Raw genomic sequence first — 26842 nt, 5'->3', positions numbered from 1 at the left:
CTCATGTACTTGATGTACATTCCGGTTTCTGTGCTCCGTACGCCTCGTATCTCATCTCGCTCGCTCACTTCTCTATCCGGATTACTGCGATACATTCCGATACATAGCCCAGCCTTCCCGACAAACACCCGATACATTCGGGTGTTTTAATGTCAACATTGCAATTTCGCAATGATGATTGAAAAGGATACATCATGAAATTAAAACAATTGGCTATCGCAAGTACTTTGGCTTTGGTATCCATGACTGCCTTTGCAGATCATGGCCCTACCTGCGGTAAAGGCAAGTTCGACAAAACAACCTGGCAAGAGCACCGCGCAGAACATTTTGAAAAGCATCAGGAAAGATTGCACACAGTTCTGCAACTGACTGCCGCTCAGGAAAGTGCCTGGAACACATATAAATCACAAATCAAACCTAAAGACAAAGCTGAACACCCTGACGTCGCTGCTCTGGAAAAGCTGAACACCGTGCAGCGCCTGGACAAAATGGAAGCGCTGGGCAAAGAACGTGATGCTGAACATGCGCAACGCTCAAAAGCGATCCGCACTTTCTATGCGCAACTGAACGACTCGCAGAAAAAAGTATTTGATGAGAATGCGTTCCCGCATCCTCACCATGGCGGACGTGGTCACGATCATGGTGGCCCGCAGCATGACAAACCACACCATGATAAACCGCAGTCATAATCGTAGCTGATGACTATAAACCGGCCTGAATGGCCGGTTTTGTGCTCAAATATTTACTTCAACTCATAGAGATAACCAGCGATGACAGAAACCAGCCACGATATCCATGTTCTGGTGGTAGACGATGATGATGCGATCCGTGATCTGCTCTGCGATTTCCTGCAGGAAAACCAGCTGAGCACTCATCAGGCCGCCAATCATGCGCAAATGTGGCAGGTCCTGCAACAAAAGATACCGGATGTCGTCATCCTGGATATCAACATGCCGCAGCGTAATGGCATAGAGCTATGCCGTGAACTGCGTGAATCGCCCAAATACCACAGCATCCCCATCATTATGCTGACTGCACGCACCAGCTCGCTGGATACCATCATGGGCCTGGAAACCGGCGCCGATGATTATGTTGCCAAACCGTTTGAGCCGCTGGAATTGCTGTCGCGCATCCGCAGTGTAGTACGCCGCAGCCGCATGGTGGCAGAAACTGCTGGCAAGCATTCAGAAGAACTAGATAACGGCATTTTGCGCCAGATTGCTTTTAACGAATGGACGCTGGATATCCAGAACCGCACGCTGATTGATAAATTCAACACCAGCATTCCCCTCTCCAACGCAGAATTCAAGTTCTTGCGCTTTATGCTGCTGCACGCCAACCGTCCGCTCAGCCGTGACCAGTTGATGGAAGAAATGCATGGCCGTGAAGCCGGACCTTTCGACCGGTCTATCGATTTGCAGATCAGCAGAATCCGGCAAAAAGTAGAAGTCGATAGCAAAAATCCCACCGTGATCAAGACCCTGCGCAATGAAGGCTATTTGCTCACTGCCGATGTGCGCTATCTGAAATAAGGGACCTGAAGATATGTTGAAAAACCTGCTAGGGGCCATGTCAGTCAGGATTTTCCTGATAGCCGTGATCGGCATCCTGCTCACCGCCACCGTCGTCAATGTGCTCGGCCAGCGCGATTCGCGCGTCAATGAATCACGCCTGCGCGACCAGTTTGCGTTTGACCGCATTGAAAGCATGATCCGTATCCTGGAAATCACCGTGCCCGAAAAGCGCTCCGAAATCCAGGATGTATTCAAACGCATGGGCAGCAGTTTAAAGCTGGGCGCCGTGCCGCCAAAAAACGCGCCTGCCCTACCGGCAGAACTCGAAAACCTGAATACCCTGCTGGTACCGGAAATTGCCGATGTGATCAGCATCACCTCCCAGGGCCGCTGTAGTTCACGTAACCGTCCGCCTGAACCGCCACGTGACTTTGGCCCGCCGCCACCGCCTCAACCTGGCTATTGCCTGGCGGTATATACGCATCTGCAGGACAACACACCGGTACTGATCCAGCTACGATATGGCGGACACCGGCCACCTCCGGGTCACCCGCCTGAGCGTAATCCGTTGGCCTTTGTGCTGGCGTTACTGGGGCTGATCAGCATTATCTGGGTGGTTGCCTCAGTAGCAACGCAACCATTACGCAAACTTGCAAACGCCGCCCTGCAACTGGCGCGCAACATAGAAAACCCGCCTTTGCCGGAAAATCAGGGCTCGACTGAAGTACGCCATGCTGCCAAAGCTTTTAATGAAATGCAGCGCAGTATCCTCAAACATGTGCAGGAACGTGGCTTTATCCTTGGCGCGATTGCACATGACCTGCAAACGCCGCTGACCCGTCTACGCTTGCGCCTGGAGAAAGTCAAAGACGCCGAACTCAAGCAAAGCCTGGTCAATGACCTGACCGCGACACAGGAAATGGTGCGCGAAGGCCTGGATTTTGCGCGGCTGTGCAGCGAGAGCGTGGATAAAAACCGTGTAGACCTCATCGCCCTGGCGACCGCAGTATGTGATGACTTTGAAGAAGCCGGTCATGCTATCCATAAAATTCTGCCCGACGAAGCTATCACCATCATGGGCTCGGCACACCTGCTCACGCGCGGCCTGAACAACGTGCTGAATAATGCAATTCATTATGCACAATCGCCTACGCTCACTATCCAGGTGAAAGAGTCTCGAGTGCTGTGCACTATCTCGGACGAAGGCCAGGGTATTCCGGCACAAGAGCTGGATAACGTTCTGGAACCTTTCAGAAGGCTGGAAGATTCCCGCTCACGCCATACTGGTGGTACGGGCTTAGGATTGTCTATTGCGCGCATGATCGTTGAAAAGCACGGCGGCAGCATGACCTTGAGCAATAAACTGGCACCGGCATCTGGATTAGTGGTTCAAATCGACTTGCCTTTGAACTGAGCCAGCACTTGAATCCGCTGGTCAGCAAGGTGTAGACTAGCGCCCTTTCCAGTCATTATATTGCTGCGAAAAAACGGAGAAGTGGCAGAGCTGGTTGAATGTACCTGACTCGAAATCAGGCATACGTGAAAGCGTATCGAGGGTTCGAATCCCTCCTTCTCCGCCAGCAGGTTCCTAAGTGATTGAATTAAAAAATAATCAATAGACTCATATAGATAGATGCTTCAAGTGTTACATATAATTGTTACACTTGAGGTATTACAGTGCGCAAAAAAATCCATATGATTACCCCTTCAGTTACACTCCAGCCCACCTCTAATTATTAACACATTAAAATCTACTTACAATCGGGGCAAACAACAAGGGAGGTATAGTTAATGAATCTATCTAGCAATAAATGGAGCTATGTATTACTGCTACTGACTTCAACCTTAATTGCAGGGTATAACTTGCAATTGAAGTTTATACAATGGCACTCCAGAACTTCTGAAGATCACCTATATGATTTAATTGATTTGGCGTATCTGAGCCTAGTTACCTGCATTGTGGTTTTTATAATGGTGGTGTTACCTAGTGCGTTACTCATTAACCTCTTGCAGAAGAGGCTAGACAGCCCTGTAATTGCCAGTAGTAACTCTGAGCTTAAATACATTAGCTCAGTAACCATAGCGGTCTGTACAGTGCTTATCGTTGTCACAATATTGTTCTGGCTTAACTCTACGTATATGTTCTTCTCCTGACTACAGATAAAGCAAAAACCCCACATGGGTAAGCGCAGAGATGTGGAGAAATAACACTCAGGAGCCGTCTTATATGAAAGTTAAATTAATCCGTCTTGCTAAAGCTGTGGGATTCATAGCATTGGTTTATATATTCTCATTAATTTTTATTTGGTCTATCACTTGGGAGGAGTTTTTGGGTGTTAAAGGATGGGGCTAACTATCATTATTCAGGAATAATTCCCATATACACAATTAATGATTCCCTGCATTCTAGCTAAGGGCTATTTGCCAACTAGGACAGGCTGAGATGAGGCAACTTGTTTCAACCTGGGCGAATCAGCCCTTCCCCGATTCTTGGAATGTATGGCTCTCCGAGTTTATAAGGCATCTGCATAGGTGCCTTTTTCTTTTGTGGGTCTGGATGCTTAAGTCTCTCATAACACCAACCCTTCCAGCAAAAACATCTTTCTTCCCCCCAGTATTCCTGATTGCCTACGTTGTTTAACGTATTAATAAACAATAGCTTAGGTGCGAGCATAGGGTCATCAACGAGCACCATTAACATGCTTGGCTGATGGTTAACCTGTGCAGTACTGGAACTCGCATACAACCCGCCATCCGCCCACGACCATGAATTCAGAATCTGTGATTTTGAATAAAAGTATTTATGTATCTTTAACTCAGTGGAGTCTTTTAATATGGCGGATCATACTTGCAGTCCCGGTTGTAATCATGGCATTACCCCGGAAAATGAGGGGCTGATCAAAGAAGAGTTTCATGAGGCCAGGCGATCATTTCTGAAAGATGCATTTGCTGTTGGCAGCAGTACAGCTGCCCTAGGCGCGTTGGGAATTACGATGTCTCAAAGTGCATTCGCGCAAAGCCCTAAGGTAGGTGCTGGCGCCGGGCGGGCCAGCCATTATTATGTGCCAGCCAATGATAAAACTGTGCATTGGGGCTTTTTCAGCAAATCACTCAAACCATTGATCGAAGTTGAATCCGGCGATTATGTCACGCTGGAAACCCTTACCCATCACGCCAATGATGACGCCGAGCGTATGGTACGCGGCGACCCTGGTGCGGAAAGCGTGTTTTACTGGGACAGCAAGCGCAAAGGGGTGGATCGCCGCGGTATTGGGGCGATGAATGCCAAGGTCGGAGCCGGTGGCGGTTTGGGCGTGCATATCTGCACCGGACCAGTTGCCATCAAGGGCGCTGAGCCAGGCGACATACTGGAAGTGCGTATTGTAGATGTCACACCCAGGGCCAGTGCAAATCCACTTTACAAAGGCAAAGCATTTGGCAGTAATGCGGCAGCCTGGTGGGGATTCCACTATGGCGATACAGTGGAAGAACCCAAGAAACGCGAAGTCATCACTATTTATGAAGTAGATGCAACCGGTGAAAGAAACTACGCCAGTGCGGTGTATAACTTCCGCTGGACGCCGCAGACCGACCCTTTCGGCGTGGTGCACCCTATCATTGATTACCCTGGCGTGCCGGTGGACCACAAGACCATACAGGAAAACCACAACGTACTGAAAAACGTGCGCGTACCTATCCGTCCGCACTTTGGCACCATGGGCGTGGCACCTGCCGAAGTAGATATGGTTAACTCGATTCCACCAAGTTACACCGGCGGCAATATCGACAATTGGCGCATAGGCAAAGGCGCTACCTTGTATTACCCGGTTTCCGTTACAGGCGGATTGTTTTCGGTGGGTGATCCGCATGCGTCACAAGGCGATTCCGAGTTGTGTGGTACCGCCATTGAATGTTCGCTCACCGGCACCTTCCAGCTGATTTTGCATAAAAAAGCCAGCTTGCCCGGCACGCCTCTGGAAAGCCTGAAGTACCCGTTGCTGGAAACGCAGGATGAATGGTTGCTGCATGGTTTCAGCTACCCTAATTACCTGGCTGATCTGGGGCCGGATGCGCAGAACAGTATTTTTGCCAAGTCTTCAGTGGATTTAGCCTTGCGGGATGCTTACCGGAAAATGCGCGACTTCCTGATGAGTACGCAAGGATTAAGCGAGGATGAAGCCATTTCACTGATGTCGATTGCCGTGGACTTCGGGATTACGCAGGTAGTGGATGGCAACTGGGGTGTACATGCATTGGTGAAGAAAAGTATTTTCCCGCCACGCAAAACCTGATTGAAATGCTGGCTATACGAGTTTAATAGTGGGTTTGCCAGCCAGCTATGGTAATAAAAAAAGCCGGTGCTGTTTTTTACACTCAGCATCGGCTTCTTGAATTTCCTGGCATTGAATCCTTAACTGCCACGATTCCTTAAGCCACTCTTAGTGCACGAATCTCGGGCAGATTCCGCCACCAGCCATACACATCCATGCCACAGCCAAACACATAGCGGTTTGGTACTGTTAAGCCTACGACATCTGCTTTGAGTGGTTTTGTCAGGCCATTATCTTTGTCAGTCAGTACGGCGGTCAGCACCTGCTTTGCCCCCGCCTGCTGGCAATGACGCACCACTTCAGCCAGCGTAATACCTTCATCGAGAATATCATCCAGCACCACCACAGTTTGCCCGGCCAAGTCAAATTCCGGCGCCTTGGCCCACACAATGTCACTGCCTGAGGTACCGTGGTAGCGGTTCGCTTGCAGGTAATCGAGGCGCGCAGGCAGTTGCAGCCTTTGCATCAGCTGCCCGGCGAGATATAGCCCGCCGCGCATCACACACAACAGCAAGATGGATTGCCCGGCCAGCCTTTCGTGCAGGGCATGGGCCATGCGGTCCAATGCCTGCGTTACCTCGGCTTCAGTAAATACGACGTCAGAATTGGCAAGCCAGTAGTCGGGCGACTGGGTGTGGGGATCTTGCATAGTGACTTGTATGTTGACTTGATAGGGAATTAAATATCCAGTGTTTTCAGGTACTCCCTGAAGCTGTCGGAAATTTCATGATGCTTTAATGCCAGCTCAACGTTAGCCTGCATAAAGCCCAGTTTGCTGCCGCAATCATAGCGTTTGCCTTTGTAGCGGTAGGCTTTCACCTTTTCAAATTCCATTAAAGCAGCAATACCGTCAGTCAGCTGGATTTCACCACCCTTGCCTGGTTTTACTTTTTCCAGGCATTCAAAAATACGTGGTGATAATACATAACGGCCAACCACTGCCAGGTTGGAAGGCGCTTCTTCCGGTTTTGGTTTTTCAACCATTCCTTTCACTAACAGCAGGTCGTCAGTTTCTGCAACCGCATCCACTATGCCATAGCTGCTGGTTTCTTCGGGCGCAACAGTTTCAATGCCGAGGATAGAGCATTGGTTTTGCTCATAGACATCGACCATTTGCTTGGTAATCGATACATCGCCGCACAGCAAGTCATCGGCAAGTAAAACGGCAAATGGCTCATCACCGACTACCGGTTTTGCACATAACACCGCATGGCCCAGGCCCAGCGCTTGTGACTGGCGGATAAACACGCAGCTCACGCCTTTAGGCAAAATGCTATGTACGATATCCAGCAATTTTTGTTTACCGGCGGCTTCCAGCTCGGCTTCCAGCTCGTAGGCTTTGTCAAAGTGATCGGCAATCGAACGCTTGTTACGACCGGTGATGAAGATCAGTTCTGTAGCACCTGCGGCAATCGCTTCTTCAGCGGCATATTGAATCAGTGGTTTATCTACGATGGGCAACATTTCCTTGGGGCTGGCTTTGGTCGCCGGTAGAAAGCGGGTGCCTAACCCGGCAACAGGAAACACTGCTTTTGTAATTCTTTTCATGGTCGTATCCTAAGAAATTTCTAGTTATAAAATAAGTAAAATTAATCTGACATTAGCACTGTGCAATTGATTTCAATTTTAACAAAAGAACCACACCTGCGAGTAGTGCCGTGATCGCGTTGGCAATAATCACTGGCCAATCGCGTATCAATAATCCGTAAACCAGCCACAAAATAACACCTATGGTAAAAATGGTGTACATGGGCAGCGAGATACCACTTAAATCTCGCGTGCGCCACGATTTAATCACCTGTGGCACAAATGCTACTGTAGTGCAGATAGCGGCTATCGCGCCAATACAGGTATTTAACGCAATCATTTCAAATCTTCTACTTCGGCACCAAACATCTGCAACTTGAGTTTTTTGAACTGATCACGGAATTGGGCCGCTTTTTCAAATTCAAGGTTTTTGGCTGCGTCGTGCATGGCTTTTTCAATCCGCTTGAGTTCTTTGGCCAGTGTTTTTTCACTCATGCTTTCATAACTGGCCTGCTCTTGCGCGGCTTTACGTTCACGATGCGCCTCATCCTTGTCGTATACGCCCTCAATAATATCTTTAATGCGCTTGGTCACCCCTTTAGGGACGATGCCATGCTCTTTATTGAAAGCTTCCTGAATGGTGCGCCGCCGATCAGCTTCATCCATCGCCAGCTTCATGCTGCGTGTGATCTTGTTGGCGTAAAAAATCACCTTGCCATTCAGGTTACGCGCGGCACGGCCTGCGGTCTGGATCAGTGAGCGTTCCGAACGCAAAAAGCCTTCCTTGTCCGCGTCCAGCACCGCGACCAGCGATACTTCCGGAATATCCAGGCCTTCACGCAACAGGTTGATCCCCACCAGCACATCAAACTCGCCCAGGCGCAGATCGCGGATAATTTCCACCCGCTCCACCGTCTCGATATCACTGTGCAGGTAACGTACCTTGACGCCATGCTCGGACAGGTAATCTGTGAGGTCTTCTGCCATGCGTTTGGTCAGGGTTGTAGTCAACACGCGTTCGCCCACCGCGACACGCTCCCTGATCTCGCCCAGCAAATCATCGACTTGCGTATCTGCCGGTTTGACAATGATTTTCGGGTCAACCAGTCCGGTAGGCCGCGCGATCATTTCAACAACCTGCTGCTGGTGATTCTTTTCGTAATCTGCCGGCGTGGCTGATACGAATACACACTGACGCATGATGCGCTCGAATTCTTCAAACTTGAGCGGACGGTTATCCATGGCTGAAGGCAGGCGCCAGCCATAATCCACCAGGTTCGCCTTGCGTGAACGGTCACCCAGGTACATGCCGCCGATCTGCGGCACTGTGACATGGCTTTCATCGATGATCATCAACGCTTGTTCAGGCAAATAATCAATCAATGTTGGCGGCGGATCGCCAGGCTTGCGACCGGTCAGGTGGCGGCTGTAGTTTTCAATGCCTTTGCAGAAGCCTATCTCGTTCAGCATTTCCAGGTCAAAACGGGTACGCTGCTCAATCCGCTGGGCTTCTACCAGTTTGTTTTCACCCAGGTAGACTTTGACCCGGTCGCGTAATTCGGCCTTGATGGTTTCCATCGCCCGCACCGTCGCTTCACGCGCCGTCACATAATGGCTGGAGGGGAAAATACGGAAATTATGGATTTTATTGAAGACCTGGCCGGTCAATGGATCAAATAGCTGGATACTCTCGATCTCATCATCAAACATGCTGATACGCACTGCAGTTTCACTGTTCTCGGACGGGAACACATCGACAATATCGCCACGGACACGGAAGCAGCCACGGCCAAAATCAAAATCGTTGCGGTCATATTGCATCGCAACCAGGTGTGCCACAACGTCTTTCTGTTCCATCTTCAGGCCCTGGTGTACATGCAACACCATGCCATGATATTCACCCGGGTCACCAATACCGTAAATCGCAGAGACGGTGGCGACAATAACCGCATCTTCACGCTCAAGCAAAGCCTTGGTCGCTGACAAACGCAGTTGCTCAATATGTTCGTTAATACTGGAGTCTTTTTCGATAAACAGGTCGCGCGAAGGTACATAGGCTTCAGGCTGGTAATAGTCGTAGTAACTGACGAAATACTCAACCGCATTATTGGGAAAAAACTCGCGGAACTCACTGTATAACTGCGCCGCCAGGGTTTTATTCGGCGCCATGACGATCGCAGGTTTGCCTATGCGCGCAATCACGTTAGCCATAGTGTAGGTCTTGCCAGAGCCGGTCACCCCGAGCAGGGTCTGGAACTTCAAACCGTCCTCAAGGCCCTTCGTGAGTTTTTCAATCGCCTGAGGCTGATCTCCAGCCGGAGGGAAAGGCTGGTGTAACTCAAATTTGCTACCTGGAAAGGTGACGATCACGAAAACAATCTGATGAAATACATAATAGTGTCATTTTAACCGTTTTTGGTTCATCAAGCGTGTGATTTACATTTTCAAATCGCATACTATTGATAGAACTTTTACAGGCGCAAATGGTCCTTTTGTGAATGCCTGCAAATCACTCCGGGGAATAGTTTGAAGCTTCTGTTATCGGTGTTTATCGTATTACTCTCCTCAACAGCGCAAGCATATAATCAGCAGGCCATGATGGAAGCTTATTTTGGCGTGGTCATGATACGTGGCTACAATGAAAATGGCGGTATGGCTTATGGCTCCGGCGTCATTATCGCGGACCATACCGTGGTCACCAATTGCCATGTGTTGCGCGCCACCAAACAACCCTGGGTGTCGCGTGGAGAAGATAACTATCCGATCACTACTGTGCGTGCCGATGTCTGGCATGACTTGTGTGTGGTCACCTCGCCCACCCTGCCATTCAAACCTGTCGCACGCGGCAACAGCTATGCACTAGTGCGCGGGCAGGAAATCAGCGCCATCGGTCACTCCAACGGCGTGCCTGCCCCCATCACCTCTATCGGTGAAATCCAGGGGCTTTACCCTACGCCATCCGGCAATATGATACGCAGCAGCGCCAAGTTCATGATGGGGGCCAGCGGCAGCGGCTTATTTGATATGGATGGCAAACTGGTCGGCATCAATACGTTTAAAACCGCCGGCCATGGTGGCAGCATACACTTTGCGTTACCGGTAGAGTGGCTGGAAACGCTGGAGAAAATGCCTGCCAGCTCAGAATTTCCGGTGCGTGGTAAAGCCCTGTGGGAAGAAGACGAAGATAAAAAGCCTTATTATATGCGGGCAGCCGTGCCAGAGTCGCGCCAGGATTGGCCTAACCTTGAAAAAATCAGCATGCTCTGGACACAGCAGGAAGTCACTAATGCGGATGCCTGGTTCAGCCTGGGCCTGGCCGAACAATCCCTGAAACAATTAGATGCTGCCGCCAATGCTTTCCAGAGAGCCGTGACGCTGGACGGCCAGTTTGTGGAAGCCTGGTTCAGGCGCGGTGAAGTCGCCCAGCTATTAGGCGACAGCAAAACCGTGAAAGATATTGAACTGCAATTACAGAAAATTGATCCCTTGCTGGTGTCTGTGTACCAGAATTACCTGAATTGCGAGAAAAACTGCCAGAAACAATGATTTAAACCGGCAAAAAACGCCCGTCGCTGACTTCCAAGACACTCCATTTTTGCGTAAAATGTTGCGTTTTTCATTTTTTTGCAGGCATCACCTGCCTGCTTGTGCACCTACCGATCAACAAGGAAGCCATTTTGAGCAAACCTGCCGCCAACGTGCTGTCAGCGCGTGTTTTATCCATCAAAGAATCCCCTACTTTGGCAATTACTGCCAAAGCCGCCAGATATAAATCTGAAGGCCGCCCGATCATTGGCCTGGCAGCAGGCGAGCCGGATTTCGATACGCCACAGCATATCAAGGATGCAGCCAAAGCAGCCATTGATGCCGGTTATACAAAATACACACCCGTCAGCGGCATCCCTGCCCTGAAAAAAGCCATTGTTAACAAATTCAAAAATGAAAACGGCTTTGACTATGCCGTGAATGAAGTGATTGTGGGCGTAGGCGGCAAACAAACCATTTTCAATCTGTGCCTGGCCGTGTTGAACCCTGGCGATGAAGTGATTATTCCTGCGCCTTACTGGGTCAGCTATGCCGATATCGCCATGGTGGCTGAGGCCAAACCGGTGATCCTGGAATGTGGTATTGAACAAGGCTTTAAATTACTGCCTAGCCAATTGGAAGCAGCGATTAACAGTAAGACCAAACTGGTGATGTTTAACTCGCCTTCCAACCCTACCGGCGCGGTATACAGCCTTGAAGAATTAAAAGCACTGGGCGAAGTATTGCTCAAACACCCGCATGTATTGATCGCTACGGATGATATGTATGAACACGTCAACCTGACCGGCGACAAATTCTATAATATCCTCAATGCAGCACCGGGGTTGAAAGAACGTTGCATCGTATTGAACGGTGTTTCCAAAGCCTATTCCATGACCGGCTGGCGTATTGGTTACGCGGCGGGCCCGGCTTATATCATTAAGGCGATGGAAATCCTGCAAAGCCAGTCCACCAGCAACCCGACCTCGATTTCACAATATGCTGCTGAAGCAGCCCTGAGTGGTTCTCAGGACTGTATCAAGCCTATGGTCGCTGCGTTTAAAGAGCGCCACAAATACGTGGTTGACCGCTTTAACGCGATGCCTGGCCTGAGCTGCCTGATGGCTGGCGGCGCTTTCTATGCCTTCCCGGATGCACGCCAGGCAATCAGCAACCTGCACCAGGCTGGCAAGATCAAGGAAACCTCCGATATGGCCCTGGCTGAATACTTGCTGGAAGAACATAACGTGGCCGTGGTGCCTGGCTCTGCTTTCGGTGCCGAAGGTTACTTCCGCATCTCGTTCGCCACCAGCATGGATAACCTGCGCGAAGCCTTAGACCGTATTGAAAAAGCACTTATCGTTTAACCTATTGACGCATTCAGCAGACAATAAAAAAGCGCCTCTGGCGCTTTTTTAGTTTTACATCGTTAATCCCGAGTCATTGAGAATTAACCCTTAGTCATTCAGGATGTCTTTAAACGGGCTATTCGGCAACCCGATATCTGCACTGGCGGTTTGCGTCATCAGGTCAGCCAGCTGGGTAATTGGCAGCACAGTCGGCGAGACAACTGCATGGTGTTCGCCAGACACCAGTACATCATGGATATTCAATGCATCATGGATATTCAATGCATCAAGCGACAATGGCTGCTCGGTGATAGAAGCATGCGCGATTGAAACAAAAGCGCTGGTATCTTCTTGCAGCATGGATGCCAGCGGTGGCGACAAATCAATCGTATCGTTCTGCAAGGCAGCCAGCAAATGCTGGATCACAGCCGGGTTCACGGCATGCTCACTAATATCCACTGCATCAGGTGAGGCGGAAAAAACCTCCGAAAGCTTGATCGCCTGTTGCTCGGCAAAATTTACAACCTCGCCATTCCCCACTTGCATGGACACCTGAGCGCCAGCGACAGTGACTAATTGATCACCCTCATGCAAGGCATCGCCCGTTTTCAGCAATTTATGTTGCCCATGCTGATCCACAATTTCCGCCACACCGGTGAGCGCAACGACTGTTCCTAACACTGTACGCATAATCATCTCCTGTTGCGCTCATTATAAACGACGTTGCCATAATAAAAAATTGACCCATTTGGGTAATAAAACCGCATCTGACCCATGTAAATCACTTGACTTCCATCCACAGTTTATTAGCAAAACCGGCATTTAAAGTGCGCATGGAAAAATATAAAGAAATTCGCAAAAAGTGGTTGACCAAGGGGCACGCTCTCAGTAATATAGCGCCTTCAAACGACGTACCGATTCCTCAATAGCTCAGTCGGTAGAGCGCCGGACTGTTAATCCGTAGGTCCCTGGTTCGAGCCCAGGTTGAGGAGCCAAATTAAAAAATAGCCTTGCAGAAATGCAAGGCTATTTTCATATCAGCGAGTCTTATCATTCTTTCCGCTACCTTACCGCTAACTTTTATCACGGATGCAACTATCCTCGATAAATTCGGCTCCATGTAATAACGCTAGTCACTCTGTTAACATTCCTGAGTAAGTCATCATTCGCTCGGCATGAGACTAGCAATAGCACATGCGCGATACATAAGGATAAGAATGTCTGATTTGGCTTTAACGCTGGCAAGAATTCAGTTTGGATTCACCATCTCTTTCCATATCGTCTTTCCGGCGATCACCATTGGTTTGGCTAGTTACCTGGCTGTACTTGAAGCCAGCTGGTTAAAAACCAAAAACACCGTTTACCTCGACCTTTACCACTTCTGGGTCAAGATATTCTCTTTATGTTTTGGCATGGGCGTCGTGTCCGGCCTGGTAATGGCTTACCAGTTCGGCACTAACTGGGCAGGGTTTTCCACGGTGGCTGGCAGCGTGACCGGGCCGCTACTTGCTTATGAAGTATTAACCGCTTTCTTTCTTGAAGCTGGTTTTTTAGGCGTAATGCTGTTTGGGTGGAACAAAGTCGGGCCCGGCTTGCACTTTACTTCTACCGTAATGGTGGCGATTGGCACCCTGGTTTCAGCGACCTGGATATTAGCCTCCAACAGCTGGATGCATACTCCGCAAGGGTTTGAGCTGGTCGCTGGTAAAGTCATCCCGGTGGACTGGTTCAAGATTATTTTCAACCCCTCCTTCCCCTACCGTCTAGTGCATATGGTGGTCGGTGCCTATCTGGCAACCGCACTATTCGTCGTGTCTGCGGGCGCCTGGCAATTGCTGCAAGGCAAAAACAATCCTGCCGTGCGCAAAATGATGTCTATGGGTTTATGGCTGATATTATTGCTCGCGCCTATGCAGGTCGTGATCGGTGACCTGCATGGCCTGAATACCCTTAAGCACCAGCCTGCTAAAATCGCTGCGATTGAAGGCCACTGGGAAAATCCGCCAGGTCAGCCAACACCACTGGTTTTATTCGGCTGGCCGGATATGGCAAATGAAAAAACGCATTTTGCGCTTGAAATCCCTGTGCTGGGCAGCCTGATCTTACGCCATTCACTGACTGAGCAAATTCCTGCACTAAAAGACTTCCCGGCGCAGGACAGACCCAATGCAACCATCGTGTTCTGGACCTTCCGCCTTATGGTAGGCCTGGGGATGCTGATGATATTGCTGGCAGTGACTTCGTTATGGTTACGTGTCAAAGACCGGTTATACCAGAGCACGCCATTCCAGAAATTCGCCATTGCCATGGGCCCAGCCGGCGTGGTCGCCATTTTGGCTGGCTGGTATACCACCGAAATCGGCCGTCAGCCATGGGTGGTGTACGGCGTTTTGCGCACAGCTGACGCCGTCACACCGCATACTACCGGCGAAGTCGCGCTTACCCTGGGCTTATTCGTGGTGATCTATCTCGCCTTATTCGGCATGGGCACCTTGTATGTGTTGCGGTTAATTAAGATCGGCCCGAAAACCGGAGAAGCCTTGCAAGGTGATGCCATTTCCATCAACCCCACCGATGTGGATGAGTTTGCAGTGGCGCCAGAATTTCACCCGGATAACAAAGTGCCGGCAGCGCCTGGTCATACTGATAAAAAGGATCAATAAATGGACTTATCTCTGGACTTATCATTGGTATGGGCCGGCATTATCCTGTTTGGCATCATGATGTATATCATCATGGATGGCTTTGATCTCGGCATAGGCATCCTTTATCCTTTTTTCCAGGAGAAGCATGACCGCGACCTGATGATGAACACGGTGGCACCGGTATGGGACGGCAATGAAACCTGGCTGGTGCTGGGTGGAGCCGGGCTGCTGGCAGCCTTCCCGCTCGCTTATGCCGTGATTTTGAGTGCGCTTTCCTTGCCGCTGTTATTTATGCTGATGGCATTGATCTTCAGAGGCGTGGCGTTTGAGTTCAGGTTCCGGGCCACGGATGAAGAACGGCATTTCTGGGATAAAGCCTTCTTGTGCGGTTCGATTGCAGCGACTTTCTTCCAGGGCATGGCACTGGGGGCGTATCTGCAGGGGATTAAAGTCGTGAATGACGCCTACGCCGGTGGGCCACTGGACTGGATTTCGCCATTTTCCATTTTCACCGGCCTGGGATTGCTGGTGACTTATGCTTTACTAGGCGCTACCTGGCTGATCATGAAAACAGGGGGCGATCTGCAAAAGACCTGTTACAAACTCTCGCGCCAGGTTTCCATCCTTTTGTTCGTGATCATCATTGTCATCAGCCTGTGGACGCCGCTGATGGATAGTGACATTGCGAAACGCTGGTTTTCCATGCCTAACTTCCTGTTTCTCTCGCCGGTGCCGTTGCTGGTGGCATTTGTGTTTTATCGCCTGCAAGCATCGTTGCGGGCTGCATCAGAAACGTCACCTTTCATCTATACGCTGTGCCTGATCCTGCTCGGTTATGTGGGCCTGGGCATCAGCATCTGGCCCAATATCATCCCGCCACATATCTCCATCTACGCCGCCGCAGCACCGCCACAAAGCCAGATGTTTGCACTGATAGGCGCGGTGGTCATTATCCCGGTAATCCTGATTTACACCGGCTGGGCCTATTACGTGTTCCGCGGCAAGGTAAATCCGGATGAGGCTTATCATTAACAGGGAATGGGCATATGACAGGCTCAAAACCAAAAAGCAGTTTTGCTAAAAGATTAGGCTGGCTGGTGCTGATCTGGCTGGCCAGCATTGCTACCCTTACCCTGCTTAGCCTGCTTATCAAGCTATTGATGAAAGCCGCTGGATTCAACAGCTAGGCCAGGCCAGCTTGGTTTTGAGAATCTTTTTTACATTTTCCGGTCATCACTATATGGGCATTGCGATTGCATGCATGATCAAATATGCTTGCCCGTTCAAAAACTATACGTTTAACATGCCATATAAAGCTTTGCCTTAACCAATCCAACCAGACCGAATGACTAACCAGCAGAAAATTAAATGGCGACGTTTGCGTGCCTGCAGTGCATGCGACCTGGTCAGCGCGATTCCGGTGCTGCGGCCGGGCGAGCACGCCAACTGCCCGCGCTGTGGTCATGTGCTGGCAAGGCGGCATCTGCATCCGGTGCAGCGTAGCATCGCACTGGCTGTCACTGCCCTATTGAGTTTGATGATTGCGGTCGCCTTCCCGTTTATCAGCATGGATACCAATGGCCTGGATAGCCAGATTCTCTTGCCGCAAACCGCGGCGACACTGGTGAATGTGAACCAGCCACTGGTAGCGCTGATCGTGAGTGCGACGGCGATCATCCTGCCCGGCTTGTACCTGATCGGTGTCATCCTGATGCAGGCTAACGTGTTACGTAGAGTGCCGCGCGCCTACAGTGATGTGATTGCCAGGTTATTCTCGCAACTGCATCCGTGGATGATGGCAGATGTATTTATTATCGCCGCGCTGGTGAGCCTGGTGAAGCTGACCGATATTGGCGAAGTGCATCTGGGTGCTTCATTCTGGGCATACTGCGTATTTGCCGTATTGCTGCTGATGACCACACGCTCGGTCGATATCGATCTGTTATGGTTGAAGCTGGCTGGTGAGCCTGCGCCTGACCCATCCATACGTTGCGGCATTAACGCCAGAGACCAGCATGTGATCGGATGCTCCACCTGTGGCCTGGTCAACGCCATACCCGAAACTCAAACCGCATCGGCATTTATCTGCATCCGCTGCGGCAGTACCTTGCACAAGCGCAAACCCAACAGCCTGCAATTCACCTGGGCATTGCTGCTGACGGCCGCAGTATTATATATTCCGGCCAATGCCTACCCTATGATGATTACGACTTCGCTAGGGAAAAGTCATTCTTCGACCATTATTGGCGGCATGATAGAACTCTGGCAGCATGGTTCAGAACCTGTGGCAGTGATCATCTTTGTTGCGAGCGTCATGGTGCCGATTATCAAAATGGTGATACTGGTCATTTTGTTATGGCTGGCGCGCCACCCAGGCCCGTTAAATGCCGAGCAAAAAACCAGGCTTTACAGAATTACCGAATTGATTGGCCGCTGGTCTATGGTCGATGTTTTTGTCGTCGCCATCATGGTGGCACTGATACAATCCGGCAACCTGATGTCGGTATTACCCGGCCCTGCAGCGCTGGCATTCAGCGCAGTGGTGATTACGACCATGCTTGCCGCCATGGCATTTGATCCCCGCTTATTGTGGGATACACAAGGAAAACCTAATGACAGAGCACTCTAATAATCCGCCACCTGATAATGAGCTGCCGCCAAACCAGCCGCCAGGTCATCAGTCATCGAATGATCAGCAAGCTGATAACCAACCAGATGGTGAGCTGCCACAAAAAGATCACCAGCTGGCAAACGTCAACAAACAAGTCAGAATTTCACCTATCTGGATCGTGCCTGTTGTTGCCCTGCTGATAGGCTTATGGCTGGCTTATGATAACTACACCAAAGTCGGCAAACAGATCACGCTCTCCATGACCAATGCCGAAGGCATTGAAGCCGGTAAAACCAAAATCAAGGTGCATAGCGTGGATATCGGCCAGATCGAGCAAGTGACTTTGTCTGACGACCTCACCCATATCGAAGTTACCGCGCGTATTACGCCTAAAGCGCAACCCATGCTGGTTCAGGATACCCAATTGTGGGTAGTCAAACCACGTATCGGGCTGGAGGGCATCAGTGGCCTGAATACCGTGATTTCAGGCTCTTATATTCAACTGCAACCGGGTAAAAGCCTGGAAGAAACCGACCAGTTTACGGTACTTGATCAACCACCGATTTCACTGAATGGCGCCAAGGGCGTGCATGTAAACCTTGAAGGTAAAGTCGGCAATGCCTTGCGTGTCGGTGACCCGGTCACTTACCAGGGTTTGCGCGTAGGCCGCGTCGTCAGCGCTACCTTTGACCCCAAACAGCGCAAGATGCAGCACGAGCTGTTTATCGAGCATCCTTACGATGTATTGGTCACCAACAATTCGCGCTTCTGGACTGCCGTAGGTATAGACGTGAAACTGGATGCACAGGGCTTCAGGGCAAATATCCCGACTGTGGAGTCATTGATAGCCGGCGGCGTCAGCTTTGGTCATCCGGATGATATCCCCATGGGGCAACCGGTACGCTCGGAAACCACCTTTGAGCTGTTTGCCAATGAAGAGGCTGCACGCCAGCAAACCTACGACCAGTACATTGAATATGTGCTGCTGGTGGATGACACCGTGCGCGGCTTGAACAAGGGCGCCCCCGTGGAATTCCGCGGCCTGCGCATAGGTACCGTCATGAGTGTGCCATGGAAATTCAATTCGCCTGAACGTAAAAAAGATTTCCGCTATGCGATACCGGTACTGATTCACCTGGAACCGGGACGGTTGGCCGATAACGGCCAGGCAAACCTGGAAGAATGGAAAACACGCATAGGTCATATGCTACAGCGCGGGCTGCATGCCACCCTGAAATCCGGCAACCTGCTCACCGGCTCCGTGTATGTTGATTTGAATATGGATCAAAAAGTACACAAACCCTATAAGCGCGAGCGCTTTGAAGGTCTGCCGGTATTGCCAACCAGCGCCACAAGCCTGGCCCAGATCGAACAGAAACTGTCAGACCTGCTGGATAAACTCAACCAGCTGAAAGTAGAACCTGTACTTTCCGGCCTGGATAAAAACCTGCAGCAGTCTGAAGTGACGATGAAGGAAATCCGCTCGCTGAGCGTGCAAGTGAACCAGTTTATCAGCCAGCCTGAGCTGCAACAGATGCCTGCCAACCTGAACAAGACCATGCAGGAAATGCAAAGCACGCTGAAAGGTTTGTCACCTGATTCACCGGCCTACCAGGAACTGACCGCAACGCTGCAACGCCTGGATAAAGCTTTGCGCGATATCCAGCCATTGGCGCGCACCCTGAATGAAGAGCCGAGTGCCATCCTGTTTGGCCGCAAACCAGGAAATGACCCGGTGCCTCAAGCACCGGCAAATCAAATAACGCCCCAAGCACCGGCAAATCAGAACGCACCACAGGTGCCTGATCCTCAACCAGCATCGGCCAACCCGTAAGGAACCCGCATCATGATAAAGACCTACCACTTACGTACCGGCCTCATGCTGATCCTGGCAGGGAGCCTGGCCGCCTGCCTGAAATCCAACCCGCCGATACAAAGCCAGCGATACAGCCTGCCTGAAGTGCAAGCCTCCACGGCAGTGCAGCAGAATAATCCGGCTGTAACCTCCCGGCAGACCTTAGTCCTTAACCGTATTCAGCTGGCAGATTACCTGGACAGCGATAGAATTGTGGTACAACTGAGCGATATCACCTTGCATCCGGCACGCGACCATCTATGGGTAGATAACCTGTCCCAGGAGTTGCAGCGTGGTTTACGTAACCGCCTGTCCAATCGTTTGCCTGCTACATCGGTAGTAGATCCACTGCCAGGCGCGCCGCTTAACGCCCCCAGCCTGCAACTGACGATAGACCAGTTCCATGGCCAGATAAATGGCTATGCCGTGCTCAGTGGTCAATGGCAGTTACTGTCGGCAGACCGCAAACCCGTACAGAGCCAGCCTTTCAAATTCACTACACCATTGGCTGAAAGCGGCTACCCGGCACTGGTGCGCGCACTGGGTAATAACCTTGATTTGCTAAGTGACCAGATTGCAGCGCAATTAAAGCAAAAGCCATAGCGATGATGGGCGTCGATTAGAGTTCTGATTTAAGCGCACTGTAAGCTTGAAGTGATTTAATTGGTTGAAGTGAATAAACTAGGAGCCTTTATGACCGCATTTTTTCGTTTGTTAAGCATTGCTGGTTTGAGCATGACCCTGTTGGTAGCTTGTAGCGATAACGAAACCACCATTGAAGAAGCGTACAAGTCCGCCCACGACCAGCCTAACGAGACAGCAGACCCTGCTCAGGCTGGTGCATCAAGCACCCCTCAGGCTGATGCCACAGGCACTTCTCAAGATGCTACTACAGGCACCGCTCCGGATAAGGATAGCGCAGCAGGGGCTGTGCAGGCGGCCAGAGATGCAGTAGCAGCAAGCAATGCACAGACTAAAAAAACGAATGAAGCGACCGAAGCCGCGATAAAAAACAACTAGGCTTTTCAGCCTTTTTTGTCTAAACCACCACCCGCACTCCAGTGCGGTTTTTTTATATCCTGTTCAGCCATCACCAACCCAACGTTCGTTAGTAATTCTTTGCTTTTCTTAATCAGATCACCCACCTATAGCACGGGAACTTTTCATGTACACTGCCCCGTGATTTGCAGCGTTGACTGGGAAACTAAGAGTGCATCGATATCGGTTATGGACGCGACTGACACAATGGATCATCCTGATTCCATTGATGTTTTGCATGGTGCCTCTGGCATCAGCGGCCCCGGCTTTGCTCGGCACTACCTGCATCAACCAGCAAGGCGTGATCATCGCCAGTATCCCGCTGCAAGGGGGGAAGTTTGTCTGCCAGAGCGTAGTGAAAATCACGCAGGCCAACCTGTACGTGATCGACTTCAAAAACACGTCGACGATTGCCCGCTTCCAGCATGAGATTTTCCGCGATGGCGATCTTAAGGATAACCTTAGCGAAGAGAAAGACCTACTGAGTATCCTCAAGGGTGGCTTGAGCGGAAACGAACACAACCCGTTTATGCTTCGGCACGGGCGCACCGTCAGCCTCAATCCCGGTACCTACCGGCTGGTGACCTGGGTGCAATCCCCCTACTACCTCACAGCCCCCACCCTGTCTATCACCGACCTGGCCAGCTATCAGCAGCAGAGCAATATCAGTGCAGCGACCAGCTTATTGCTGTTGGGGATTCTGCTGGGTTTATTTATTTACTATGCCGCACTGGGTGCATTACCAGGCCATTTGACCGAACGCATGTATGCCATCTTTATTTTTGGCAACCTGGTATTTCACGCCGCCGCACTGGGCGCATTCAACCAGTTTTTTCACTGGCACTGGTTTTACCTGACTGGCCTGCCCTTGCTGATTGCCAACCTGGCCTATGTCAGCTTTATCTGCCACCTGCTAGGCATCAACCAGTTTCACAGGCCGCGCCTGTACCAGCTATCACTGATCGCCAGCAGCCTGCTGATTGCCCTGATTGTGCTCGGCATGATCTTCCCGGACTGGATGCTGGAGATGTCGCGCACAGGTATCGTTATTTTCCTGGCTTTTGGCCTGTTTTGCGGGGCGCGCCTCAGCATGCAACGGCAAATCATCGCGCAACTCTACCTGCTGGCGACGTTAGGGTTTGGTGTTCTCGGCATGATGGCGATCAGCGCGGCTGATGCGACCCAACATATATTCACCATTGAGCAGCTGGGCCTGTTTGCGGTGACGATTCATGCCATCCTGCTCTCTCTGCTGGTCGCTTACAAACTGAATCGCCTGCATCACGAGAAAGAACAATTACTGGTCGAGCTGCAGAACACACGCTCGCTGGCACTCACCGACAGGCTGACCGGCATCCCCAACCGGCATGCACTGGAGAATAAACTGCTGAAGTTGCCGCTACATGGATGCCTGATGTTTCTGGATATGGATAACCTGAAATATTTAAATGACCAGTTCGGCCATGAAACCGGGGACATGCTGCTGACGCTATTTAGCCGGATACTAAACGATAAACTCAGCGAGTATGGCCAGCTTTACCGGCTGGGCGGGGACGAGTTCGCCATTCTTTGCCATGAAGATGATGTCGAGTGGTGTCAGCACCAGCTCGAATACACCCACATGCAACTGCATAAAGAAGGCTTTGCCGGGGTCGGTGCCAGCATGGGCATTGTGTTCGCACACGAGGCCACCACAACTGATGCCTTGTTACGTATCGCAGACAAACGCATGTACGAAAACAAACGTATCCGTAAGAACCGTAAAGAAATGATGCAGGTTCTGCATCCTTAACATTTGCAGCACACGCAAAAAATCGCCACATGATTTAATTTCGTCTAATATACATGCATGGCTGTATTTAAATCTGTAAGCCTGGCCTGCTTATGATTTATACTCACCAGATTGATCGTCAGGCACCATCACCAGCGTATCGGATTTAAGACCTTTTAGTCTGTGCATTAAAAAAGGCTTTCGATAAAAGCGGATCTATACAAATCAAGCGAACGCAATCAGGTGCCTTGCACAAGTATTAAAGAAAGTAGTCATGCCTTTACTTACTACCCTGCTTGTACTGATTGTCTGCGCCCGTCTGCTGGGGCAGGTATTTAGCCGCTTTAACCAGCCCGCTATCATCGGTGAAATGGTTGCCGGGGTCATTCTTGGCCCCAGCCTGCTCAACTTCATCACGCCTACACCAGCCTTATCAGGCATTTCAGAACTGGCCGTATTCCTGATCGTGTTATCAGCCGGCCTGGAAATGAATTTCAAGGAAGTCATAGACTCCATGCGCGGCAAAGGCATTGTGATTGCCTTGCTCGGTTTTTTACTGCCACTCACAGGCGGCATCCTGGTCGGTGTAGCGTTTGGGCTGGATGTCAGCCGCACCATCTTTTTAGGCTTATGCGTGTCTATCACCGCCTTGCCTGTCACCGTCAGCATTCTGCAAAGCTTCAAACTGCTGGATTCGGATATTGCGCGCTACTCGGTCGCCACCGCGATTTTTAACGATGTCGCCGCGCTGCTGGTGTTAGGTGTGATTCTCAACCTGCCGGAACAGAAATCCTACCAGGCGGTCAGCATTGCCATTTTCAACGCCAGCTGGAAACTCATCCTGCTGATTCTGCTGATCGTCAGCGTCAGCCTCATCATCAAAAAGGTGATTGATAAAGGCGTGAACCTGCACCTGTGGTCAGAAAAACTGGTGGCGCTCATAGGGAACGAAGCGCTGTTCGGTATCCTGCTGCTGTTCGTGCTGGTGTTTGGCTCGGTGAGCGCTGCACTAGGCTTCCACTTTGTCATTGGTGCATTCTTTGGTGCGCTGTTGATAGACCGCAATTTCTTCCTGCCCTCCCGCTACAAAGAATTGGAGTTAACCCTGGGCTCCATCACTGGCGGGTTCCTGGCGCCGGTGTTCTTTGCTTACCTGGGCCTGGAATTCAAAGTGCAGATCATCGAATCATTCTGGTTTGTGGCGGTGGTGCTGGTCGTCTCTATCGCGACCAAGATATTAGCCGGATGGCTAGGCGGACGTTTGATCGGCCTGCCGAAGAGTGATGCGTTGGGCATAGGCTTTATCCTCAATGGCCGCGGCGTGATGGAACTGGTGATTGCCAGCATTGCCTACGAGCGCGGCTTTATTGGCCAGGAGCTGTTCTCGGTGCTGATCCTGATGGGCGTGGTGACCACCCTGATTACGCCGCTGATGTTCCGTAAATGGATCATGCCGCAGATCGAAGCCAGGGCCGGCACAGCGGCGCCCACCATCCGCTAAGCCGGATTTAAAGAATTGCCGCAGAAAATAACCTATAATAACAATTACTAACACTTGAAAATCCTTTTTAGGTCCTAAAAAAACCGGGAAGGATTCATACATAATGGTATTCACCCCTACTGTTCAAGGCAAAGCCGTGCTGTTGTCATCACTACTACATCGTTGCTTATTGCTGTTGATCAGCCTGCTTGTAGCCAGCCAAGCCTATGCCGCGCCATCGCTCAGTGCAACCCAGTGCCAGAACGCACAAGGCCAGCCCGTCACACATATTCCACTTGAAGGCGGCAAATTCAACTGCCACACCACGCTGACGATTACTGACACTGATGCGTATGTGCTGGATTTTAAAAACACTACCGTCATCGCCAACTTCAACCATTCACTGGCTGCCCCGGATGGCAAAACCTATCTTGCACACGGCGGGCTCAGTAGTCGCGAGACTAACCCTTATCTGTTACGCCACGGGCGCAAGTTCACCCTGACACCCGGCACTTACCAGCTCACTACCCAGCTCGACTCGCCTTATTACCTGGCGCAACCAGAACTGTTTATCACCAGTGAACCCGATTACCTGAACCAGGTGCTTAAAAGCTCGGCAGGCGCGATCCTGATGCTGGGCGTGCTGGTGGGTATTTTTATCTATTACATCGCCATCGGCATGACGCCGGGCAACACGACCGAACGCCTGTATGCCCTGTTTATCCTAGGCAACCTGCTGTTCCAGGGTGCGGCTCTGGGCGCATTTGCGCAACTGGCAGATTCACACTGGTTTTACCTGAGCAGTGCGCCTATCCTGCTTTCAAATATGGCCTATGTCGGCTTTGTCCGCCACCTGCTCGGCATCAACGCTACGCATTACCCCAAGCTGCATAAGCTCACCTTACTGGTGTACGCCATCCTGGTCGTTTTATTGATCAATGCCATGATCAACCCGAACTGGATGCTGGAAATGGCCCGTACCGGTGTTGCGATCTTCCTGTGCTTCAGCTTTATTTGTGGCAGTTATTTCAGCTGGCTGAAACATCGCACCGCGCAATTCTATTTAATCGCGATTACGGTATTTGGTATTTTGGGTGGCATGAGTATCAGCATGCAAAAAATCAGCACCAATATCTGGACCATAGAACAGATGGGCCTGATTGCAGTGACGGTAGAAGCCATCCTGCTGGCACTGGTGTTGGCTTACCAGATAAACCGCATGCACAAAGACAAAGAGCGCATGCTGATTGAACTGCAAGATACCCGCTCACTCGCCATGACCGACCGGCTCACCAATATCCCCAACCGTCACGCGCTGGAAAGCAAAATGCTGAATTTCCCCTCGTATGGCTGCCTGATCTTCCTGGATATGGATAACCTCAAACACTTCAACGACCACTTTGGTCATGATGTAGGCGATACCCTGCTGAAAAACTTCAGCCTGTTCCTCAACCAGCGCCTCGACAGCGAAGCGCAGCTATACCGCCTTGGTGGCGATGAATTTGCCATTCTGTGCCACGAAGATGAAGTGGAATGGTGCCAGCACCAGGTAGATGCCACCAACAAGCAGCTGCAAGCCGGCGGCTTTGTCGGTGCCGGTGCCAGCCAGGGCGTGGTGTTTGCGCGTGAAGCCAATACCCCGGCAGAACTGATGCGCATTGCCGACAAACGCATGTACGCGAACAAGCGCTCGCGTAAAGACCGCAAGGAAATGATGCACGTCTTGCAGCAGTCCAATTGACCTTCCCGGCTTTATTCCGGCAAACGTCTAGCCACCGTACCGCCTACTTTTTCAAAGCTTAAATAGCACCATCATCAAACTGCCAGCCGCAGCAGGTGTGCCGCCAGTCGATTTCAGCGGCAACCAGCCACCGTTTGTACCTGATTATGTCGCCAACCTCGGCTTCAGGGTGCGCAACCTCACTGACGAGTTTTACGCGATCTTTGGCTCGTCAAATGGCAGGCAAGCCATGATTGCAGCACCGCGTACGTTTGAAGTGTCATAAAACCTGCGCTACTAATTCAGGCACATTTTTCTTAATCCCCTTTTCAAAAAAGCAAAACGACCCCCTCATATTGGGGGTTGTTATTTTTCACCAAGAAGCGCAATTTACAAGCTACTCGCCAAACTGATCACTTTCACGTTTATTTAATGTCCATAAACGACTATGCTGACTGTAAAACGATTATCCGTACTAAAAAAAGACACAACTTGAGAGGAGAAAGTGATGTTTAGTAAAAAGTACTATCTGGCTTTAATAATGGCAATTCTCGGAACAGCGAATATCGCCCAGGCAGCCACCTACAATGTCTATGGCACTGTGAATTTCTCAGCACAAGGCTCTGAAATTGCCAACCCAACCGGTCAGTCGATTGTCGCGGCGCTGGTTAATAAATATGCGGCTTTTTCAGCTACGGTCGATACAAGCGTTCCTGATAGTGACTCCTCAAACGATGTTTTTCTACTGAATACCGCAGTCACTTCTACAGCGAGCATAGGAGCGTTTAACTTTGGCACTGATAGCAACTCATGCTTCAGCGTGCAATTTGATTGCAAAGTAGAGTCCAAAATCAATTTCCCTACTGAAAGCTTTACTTTTGACAATCAATTTATTACCAGCCAGATGATGACTGCAGATGCATTAGGTGCAAACAGTAGACTGAATTTTTACTACTCCACTGTTGGCTACGATCTGTTCAACACCGCACAATTGATTGACCCGTTTGCAGGCACCCTCAGCGTTGGTTTCTCGGTTTTCTACCGCCACGACAACCAATTTCAACGTATCAATTTTGATCTCTCCAATATCACAGCCACACCAGTCCCGGAACCAGCTACCAGCGCAATGCTTGGTGCATCGCTGCTACTGCTAGGGTTTCTCAGGCAACAACGCAAAAAATCCACTATTTAATCCAGTGGACGAATACAAAAGCCTCCAACACCGGAGGCTTTTTGCTTTGAGCAAATTATCTGCTTTCTAGCAAAGGTTTCATAATCTTAAAGCCATGCCTGAGTTATAATGCCGCCACCTTTGGGGAGTAGCCTGCTTCATCTAATATGAAGCGCCTGTGTCAACATAATCGACTCACGTCGTGGTGCAGGCGGCCGTTTTCGGTTGGCGAGACTAATGGATATCAGTGCGACAAGAGTCGGGCGTGCTGCTATCTGTTAATTTCGTCCCGACTAGAGAACCCA

23 protein-coding genes, 2 tRNA genes and 1 riboswitch are annotated in these 26842 nt (G+C 50.6%); of the genes, 20 read left to right on the top strand and 5 right to left on the bottom strand.

Annotated elements, in window-relative coordinates:
* Positions 1 to 194 precede the first annotated feature (194 nt).
* From ACFQ2T_RS00820 to ACFQ2T_RS00800, 5 genes are all read left to right on the top strand, one after another.
* Positions 195 to 689, top strand: coding sequence for a Spy/CpxP family protein refolding chaperone (locus tag ACFQ2T_RS00820; RefSeq protein ID WP_379029184.1), 495 nt, complete (start codon positions 195 to 197; stop codon positions 687 to 689).
* Between the two features lie 81 nt (positions 690 to 770).
* Positions 771 to 1532, top strand: a complete 762-nt coding sequence (locus ACFQ2T_RS00815; RefSeq protein ID WP_379029181.1) for a response regulator — start codon at positions 771 to 773, stop codon at positions 1530 to 1532.
* Positions 1533 to 1545: 13 nt separating this feature from the next.
* Positions 1546 to 2928 (top strand): ATP-binding protein, encoded by a 1383-nt coding sequence (locus ACFQ2T_RS00810; RefSeq protein WP_379029178.1) that lies wholly within the window; start codon positions 1546 to 1548, stop codon positions 2926 to 2928.
* 75 nt (positions 2929 to 3003) lie between these two features.
* Positions 3004 to 3094 (top strand) — tRNA-Ser (locus ACFQ2T_RS00805).
* A 1254-nt stretch (positions 3095 to 4348) separates the two neighbouring features.
* On the top strand, positions 4349 to 5806 hold the full coding sequence (locus ACFQ2T_RS00800) for an acetamidase/formamidase family protein (protein WP_379029176.1): 1458 nt from the start codon (positions 4349 to 4351) through the stop codon (positions 5804 to 5806).
* A 136-nt stretch (positions 5807 to 5942) separates the two neighbouring features.
* On the opposite strand, the gene ACFQ2T_RS00795 is transcribed toward ACFQ2T_RS00800, so the two are convergent.
* From ACFQ2T_RS00795 to uvrB, 4 genes are read right to left on the bottom strand one after another with little or no spacing between them, the layout of a single operon-like run.
* Positions 5943 to 6494 (bottom strand): hypoxanthine-guanine phosphoribosyltransferase, encoded by a 552-nt coding sequence (locus tag ACFQ2T_RS00795; protein ID WP_379029173.1) that lies wholly within the window; start codon positions 6492 to 6494, stop codon positions 5943 to 5945.
* Positions 6495 to 6523: 29 nt separating this feature from the next.
* Positions 6524 to 7393, bottom strand: a complete 870-nt coding sequence (gene galU / locus ACFQ2T_RS00790; protein WP_379029170.1) for a UTP--glucose-1-phosphate uridylyltransferase GalU — start codon at positions 7391 to 7393, stop codon at positions 6524 to 6526.
* A gap of 52 nt (positions 7394 to 7445) precedes the next feature.
* A complete protein-coding gene (locus tag ACFQ2T_RS00785) occupies positions 7446 to 7712 on the bottom strand; it encodes a SemiSWEET transporter (protein ID WP_379029167.1) in 267 nt (88 codons plus the stop codon).
* Positions 7709 to 9742 carry an excinuclease ABC subunit UvrB gene (uvrB, locus tag ACFQ2T_RS00780; protein WP_379029164.1) on the bottom strand — a complete coding sequence of 678 codons (2034 nt, stop codon included), beginning with the start codon at positions 9740 to 9742 and terminating at the stop codon, positions 7709 to 7711. The genes ACFQ2T_RS00785 and uvrB overlap by 4 nt, the downstream gene beginning before the upstream one ends.
* A 156-nt stretch (positions 9743 to 9898) precedes the next feature.
* On the opposite strand from uvrB, the gene ACFQ2T_RS00775 reads away from it, so the two are divergent.
* Positions 9899 to 10918 (top strand): trypsin-like peptidase domain-containing protein, encoded by a 1020-nt coding sequence (locus ACFQ2T_RS00775; protein WP_379029161.1) that lies wholly within the window; start codon positions 9899 to 9901, stop codon positions 10916 to 10918.
* Positions 10919 to 11049: 131 nt separating this feature from the next.
* Complete coding sequence (locus ACFQ2T_RS00770) at positions 11050 to 12264, top strand: pyridoxal phosphate-dependent aminotransferase (protein ID WP_379029158.1); 1215 nt, start codon at positions 11050 to 11052, stop codon at positions 12262 to 12264.
* A 90-nt stretch (positions 12265 to 12354) separates the two neighbouring features.
* Here the strand turns inward: ACFQ2T_RS00770 and ACFQ2T_RS00765 are convergent, their stop codons facing one another.
* Complete coding sequence (locus tag ACFQ2T_RS00765; RefSeq protein WP_379029156.1) at positions 12355 to 12936, bottom strand: hypothetical protein; 582 nt, start codon at positions 12934 to 12936, stop codon at positions 12355 to 12357.
* A 229-nt stretch (positions 12937 to 13165) separates the two neighbouring features.
* On the opposite strand from ACFQ2T_RS00765, the gene ACFQ2T_RS00760 reads away from it, so the two are divergent.
* From ACFQ2T_RS00760 to ACFQ2T_RS00700, 13 genes are all read left to right on the top strand, one after another.
* Positions 13166 to 13241, top strand: a tRNA-Asn gene (locus tag ACFQ2T_RS00760).
* Between the two features lie 222 nt (positions 13242 to 13463).
* A complete protein-coding gene (locus ACFQ2T_RS00755) occupies positions 13464 to 14909 on the top strand; it encodes a cytochrome ubiquinol oxidase subunit I (RefSeq protein ID WP_379029153.1) in 1446 nt (481 codons plus the stop codon).
* On the top strand, positions 14910 to 15923 hold the full coding sequence (gene cydB / locus ACFQ2T_RS00750; RefSeq protein WP_379029150.1) for a cytochrome d ubiquinol oxidase subunit II: 1014 nt from the start codon (positions 14910 to 14912) through the stop codon (positions 15921 to 15923).
* Positions 15924 to 15937: 14 nt separating this feature from the next.
* Positions 15938 to 16078 carry a DUF2474 family protein gene (locus tag ACFQ2T_RS00745; RefSeq protein WP_379029147.1) on the top strand — a complete coding sequence of 47 codons (141 nt, stop codon included), beginning with the start codon at positions 15938 to 15940 and terminating at the stop codon, positions 16076 to 16078.
* A 158-nt stretch (positions 16079 to 16236) separates the two neighbouring features.
* Positions 16237 to 17520: a PqiA/YebS family transporter subunit gene (locus tag ACFQ2T_RS00740; protein ID WP_379029144.1), complete on the top strand. Its 1284-nt coding sequence runs from the start codon at positions 16237 to 16239 to the stop codon at positions 17518 to 17520.
* Positions 17504 to 19336: an intermembrane transport protein PqiB gene (gene pqiB, locus ACFQ2T_RS00735; protein WP_379029141.1), complete on the top strand. Its 1833-nt coding sequence runs from the start codon at positions 17504 to 17506 to the stop codon at positions 19334 to 19336. The genes ACFQ2T_RS00740 and pqiB overlap by 17 nt, the downstream gene beginning before the upstream one ends.
* Before the next feature lie 12 nt (positions 19337 to 19348).
* The gene (locus ACFQ2T_RS00730; protein WP_379029138.1) at positions 19349 to 19960 is read left to right on the top strand and encodes a PqiC family protein; all 612 of its coding nucleotides are present in this window, start codon (positions 19349 to 19351) and stop codon (positions 19958 to 19960) included.
* Between the two features lie 90 nt (positions 19961 to 20050).
* Positions 20051 to 20377 carry a hypothetical protein gene (locus ACFQ2T_RS00725; RefSeq protein WP_379029135.1) on the top strand — a complete coding sequence of 109 codons (327 nt, stop codon included), beginning with the start codon at positions 20051 to 20053 and terminating at the stop codon, positions 20375 to 20377.
* A 190-nt stretch (positions 20378 to 20567) separates the two neighbouring features.
* Entirely contained in the window at positions 20568 to 22187 is a 1620-nt protein-coding gene (locus ACFQ2T_RS00720; protein WP_379029132.1) for a GGDEF domain-containing protein, read from the top strand.
* A 253-nt stretch (positions 22188 to 22440) separates the two neighbouring features.
* Positions 22441 to 23667, top strand: coding sequence for a cation:proton antiporter (locus ACFQ2T_RS00715; protein WP_379029129.1), 1227 nt, complete (start codon positions 22441 to 22443; stop codon positions 23665 to 23667).
* Positions 23668 to 23770: 103 nt separating this feature from the next.
* Entirely contained in the window at positions 23771 to 25387 is a 1617-nt protein-coding gene (locus ACFQ2T_RS00710; protein WP_379029126.1) for a GGDEF domain-containing protein, read from the top strand.
* 97 nt (positions 25388 to 25484) lie between these two features.
* The gene (locus tag ACFQ2T_RS00705; protein ID WP_379029123.1) at positions 25485 to 25652 is read left to right on the top strand and encodes a hypothetical protein; all 168 of its coding nucleotides are present in this window, start codon (positions 25485 to 25487) and stop codon (positions 25650 to 25652) included.
* Between the two features lie 222 nt (positions 25653 to 25874).
* Entirely contained in the window at positions 25875 to 26558 is a 684-nt protein-coding gene (locus ACFQ2T_RS00700; protein ID WP_379033851.1) for a PEP-CTERM sorting domain-containing protein, read from the top strand.
* 114 nt (positions 26559 to 26672) lie between these two features.
* Positions 26673 to 26835, top strand: a riboswitch (yybP-ykoY riboswitch).
* The last annotated feature ends 7 nt before the right edge of the window (positions 26836 to 26842 follow it).

This window comes from Methylophilus flavus, from assembly GCF_042678905.1.
Taxonomy (GTDB): domain Bacteria; phylum Pseudomonadota; class Gammaproteobacteria; order Burkholderiales; family Methylophilaceae; genus Methylophilus; species Methylophilus flavus.
This window is presented reverse-complemented; position numbering and strand designations above follow the sequence as displayed.